The 3,817-nt window shown below is 74.7% G+C and carries 4 protein-coding genes; all 4 read right to left on the bottom strand.

Annotated features, from left to right (window positions below; translation table 11 throughout):
* A partial coding sequence (locus I4I78_RS31035) for a hypothetical protein (RefSeq protein WP_374225954.1) occupies positions 1 to 182 on the bottom strand: 182 nt, incomplete at its 3' end.
* Between the two features lie 297 nt (positions 183 to 479).
* Positions 480 to 2,174: a GAF domain-containing sensor histidine kinase gene (locus tag I4I78_RS31030; RefSeq protein WP_218615071.1), complete on the bottom strand. Its 1,695-nt coding sequence runs from the start codon at positions 2,172 to 2,174 to the stop codon at positions 480 to 482.
* Positions 2,175 to 2,867, bottom strand: coding sequence for a response regulator transcription factor (locus I4I78_RS31025; RefSeq protein ID WP_218615070.1), 693 nt, complete (start codon positions 2,865 to 2,867; stop codon positions 2,175 to 2,177).
* Between the two features lie 80 nt (positions 2,868 to 2,947).
* Positions 2,948 to 3,769 (bottom strand): serine hydrolase, encoded by an 822-nt coding sequence (locus tag I4I78_RS31020; RefSeq protein WP_218615069.1) that lies wholly within the window; start codon positions 3,767 to 3,769, stop codon positions 2,948 to 2,950.
* Positions 3,770 to 3,817: the final 48 nt, after the last annotated feature.

The raw sequence follows: 3,817 nt of genomic DNA, 5'->3' as shown, positions 1-3,817 counted from the left end.
CGGGCCGGGCGGCCGCCCGCGGCGCCTCCCGTCTCGGGGGCGGCCTGCGTGGCGGCGTGAGGGTCGGAGATCCCCTGCGTGCCGGCACGCGGGGACTGCTGCTCGGACGGGTGGGAGCCGGAGGATCCGGCACGGCCGCCGTGGTCGCTGCGGTCGCCGGTCGAGGCCGAAGTGGGTGACATCGTGGGTTCAGTCTGCCTGGTGGGCCGCACCTGCACAGGAACGGACCACGACCATGGTGATCGGGCTCGCACCCGCGGTGCAACGGATTTGCCGGTGACGTGACGGGGTGGGGTGTCCGAACCGGGCGCCGGTCGCCTCGCGGCGAGTGGCACACCGCGGTTCCAGCCGAACGGTATTCCGCGGCGGCTATTATTATTGCGGCCCGGGGACACGGCATCGCCCGGTTCGGACTCTCTGCTCAACGGGCCACCCCGCCGGATCATTCCCGCCGTACGGATATCGATCTGCGGCCCGGGTCAGTACTGCGAGGAGGCGTGGTCCCGGCGCGTGTCGTGTCCTGGCGGACGGGCCGGTCCCGGGCCGGCGGGTGCCGCGCGGGGCAGGGTGACGACGACGGTGGTCCCGGCACCGACCACGCTGCAGAGCCGCAGCGTGCCGCCCATCGTCTCGACCAGCCCGCGGGCCAGCGGCAGGCCGAGGCCGACCCCCGGATCCGCCTCGTCGGTGACGTCGAGGCGGTCGAACGGCGTGAAGATCCGTTCCATCAGCTCCTCGGGGATGCCGCGCCCGGAGTCGTGGACGGCGATCTCCGCCGTCTCCGCCGCACCCGTGCCCGGACCGCAGCGGACCTGCACCCGGCCGCCCGCGTGGTTGTACCGGACGCCGTTGCCGACCAGGTTGATCAGCACCTGCCGCAGCCGGCGCCCGTCGGCGCGCACCCGCACCGGCGGGCCGTCGCGGAGCAGCGTGACCTCGCGCGAGGCGGCGAGCGGGCCGAGCAGGTCCAGCACGTCGCCGACGACGTCGTCCAACGCCAGGTCGCAGGCCTGCACCGGGAGCGCGCCGGCCTCGATCCGCGCCACGTCCAGCACGTCGTCGACCAGCGCGAGGATGTGGCTGGTGGCGCCGGTGATGTGCTCCAGCGCGGCGACCCGGCGCGCGGCGGGCAGGTCGAGGGTGCCGAGGAGCTCGGTGAAGCCGGTGATCGCCTGCAGCGGGGTGCGCAGCTCGTGTCCGAGCGCGGAGACGAACTCGGACTTCGCCCGGCTCGCCGCCTCCGCCGCGGACCGGGCGACCTCGGCCTCGTGCCGCGCCAGACGTTCGCGTTGCGCGGCCCGGCGCTGGGTGACGTCGAGGACGTTGACCGAGAGCTGCACGGGCTCGCCGTCGGCGCCGCGGACGGTGGAGACGGCGACCGCCAGCTCCAGCTCGGTGCCGTCCGGACGCCGGGCGCGGGCCTCGTACTGGCTGCGGTCGGCGCAGGTCCCCACCGGCACCAGGAACCCGTCCAGGGCGACGCCGAGCAGGTCGTCCTCGTCGCGGTCGAGCAGCTCGCGCAGGGCCCGGTTGACCTTGCGGGCGGTGCCGTCGGGCAATGTCAGGGCCATCCCGGTCGCGTTGTCCTCGAACGCGCGGCGGAACCGCTCCTCGGACTCGGCCAGCGCGCCGAAGAGCCCGGCGTGGTCGATCGCCACCGAGGCCAGGTGAGTGAGCCGCTCCACCAGCCGCTCCTCGCGGGGCGTCGGCCGGTGCGGGGCGCAGTGGTAGACGGCGAACGTGCCGAGCACCCCGCCCCGGCCGCGGATCGGGCTCGACCAGCACGACCGCAACCCGTGCGGGACGGCAAAGCCGCGGTACCCGTCCCAGCGCCGGTCCGCGGCGATGTCCTCGACGACGATCGGTCGTCCCAGGAACGCGGCCGACCCGCAGGACCCGGCGAACTCGCCGATCCGCATGCCGTCGATCTCGGCCGAGTACGCGGCCGGCAGCGACGGTGCCGCGCCGTGGTGCAGCGTCGACCGCTCCGGGTCGAGCAGCAGCACCGAGCACCGGCCGCCCGGCACCAGCTCCTCGAGCGCCAGGGTGATCCCGGTCAGGACGTCGGGCAACCCGGTGCCTGCGGCGATCAGCTCCAGCACCTCGGTCTGGCGGTCCAGCAGCGCGACGCTGTCGGCGTGCTCCAGATCGAACGGCTTCGCGCCGGTGGGCACTCAGGCCTCCAACCGGTAGCCGACGCCGCGCACCGTGCGCAGGAACCGCCCCGCGGACGGGTCGAGCTTCTGCCGCAGCCGGTGCACGTGTTCGGTGACGGTGGCCTCGCTGCGCCAGTCCGGGGCCGCACCCCACACCTGGTCCAACAGCTGGGCCCGGCTGAACACCTGCCGGGGGTGCCGGGCGAGGAACGCGAGGAGGTCGAACTCGCGGGCGGTCAGGTCCACCGACCGCCCGTCGACGGCGACCTCGCGGGCCGGCCCGTCCACCGTCAGGCCGCCGGGCTCCGACGCCACGACCGGCTCGGAGCGGCGCAGCACCGACCGGATGCGGGCGGCGAGCTCGCCGGGGGAGAATGGTTTGACCAGGTAGTCGTCGGCGCCGAGGTCGAGGCCGATGATCCGGTCGGTCTCGCCGCTGCGCCCGGAGAGGACGATCACCGGCAGCGACCGCAGCGAGCCCGAGGCCCGCTCGTCACCGCGTACGCGGCGCAGTACGTCGAGCCCGCCGACGCCGGGCAGCGACAGGTCCAGCACCACCAGGTCGGGGCGGTCGCGCTCGATCCGCTCCAGGGCACCCGCGCCGTCCGGGGCCTCGACGACGGCGAACCCCTCGGCCTCGAGCTGCCAGCTGACCAGCGTGCGGACGCGCTCGTCGTCGTCGACGACCAGCACGCGTCGTGCCTCACCCATCGCCTCGGGCCCTCCGCCGGCAACACCCTCGTCCTCGGTCGAAGTGATCGTCCCCGGCGGGACGTGACGGGCGCAACCCGCTAGAGGGCGTCGAGCACGCCGTCCGTCCAGGGGGACCAGGCCTCGATCGCCCACGGCCCGAACGCGCGGTCGGTCAGGACTACCGCGGCCACGTCCGCGTCCGGGTCGACCCACAGGAACGTCCCGGACTGTCCGAAGTGGCCGAACGTGCGTCCCGAGCTCCGCTGCCCGGTCCAGTGCGGGGACTTGCCGTCGCGGATCTCGAAGCCCAGGCCCCAGTCGTTCGGCTTCTGCCGGCCGTAGCCGGGAAGCACGCCGGCCAGGCCGGGGAACGCGACCGACGTGGCCTCGGCGACGGTGCCCGGGTCCAGCAGCGTCGGGGCCTGCAGCTCGGCGGCGAATCGGGCGAGGTCGGCGGCCGTCGACACCGCGCCGGCGCCGGGGGAGCCTTCCAGCCGCGTGGACGCCAGCCCGAGCGGCCCGCAGACGGCCTCGTGCAGGTAGTCGGCGAACGCGATGCCGGTGGCCTGCGCGACGGTCTCCCCGAGCACCGCGAACCCGGTGTTGGAGTAGATCCGCCGGGTGCCCGGATCGGCCTGCACCGTGTCCGAGTCGAACGCGAGCCCGGACACGTGCGCGGCGAGATGGCGCACGGTCGAGCCGGGCGGGCCCGCCGGCTGGTCCCACTCGAGCGCGCCCTCCTCGACGGCGACCAGCACCGCGTACGCGGAGAGCAGCTTGGTCACCGAGGCCAGCCCGAACTCGCGGTCCGGTTCACCGGCCTCGGCCAGGACGGTGCCGTCCTTCCCGACGACGGCGGCGGCGACGTGGTCGACCGGCCAGTCCAGGACCCGGCGGACGGCGGGAGCGAGCTCGGTCACCGGTCGCACCCGCGGTCGGAGAAGTCTGTCTCTTATACAATCTCCGAG

The organism is Pseudonocardia sp. KRD291, from assembly GCF_019263595.1.
GTDB lineage: Bacteria > Actinomycetota > Actinomycetes > Mycobacteriales > Pseudonocardiaceae > Pseudonocardia.
The sequence above is the reverse complement of the archived record's forward strand: the minus strand, read 5'-3'. Positions and strand labels throughout refer to the sequence as shown.

What these genes read in the sequence shown, in the direction of transcription:
- I4I78_RS31025 (WP_218615070.1), bottom strand. Translation starts at nt 2,867, where the DNA reads ATGGGTGAGGCACGACGCGTGCTGGTCGTCGACGACGACGAGCGCGTC.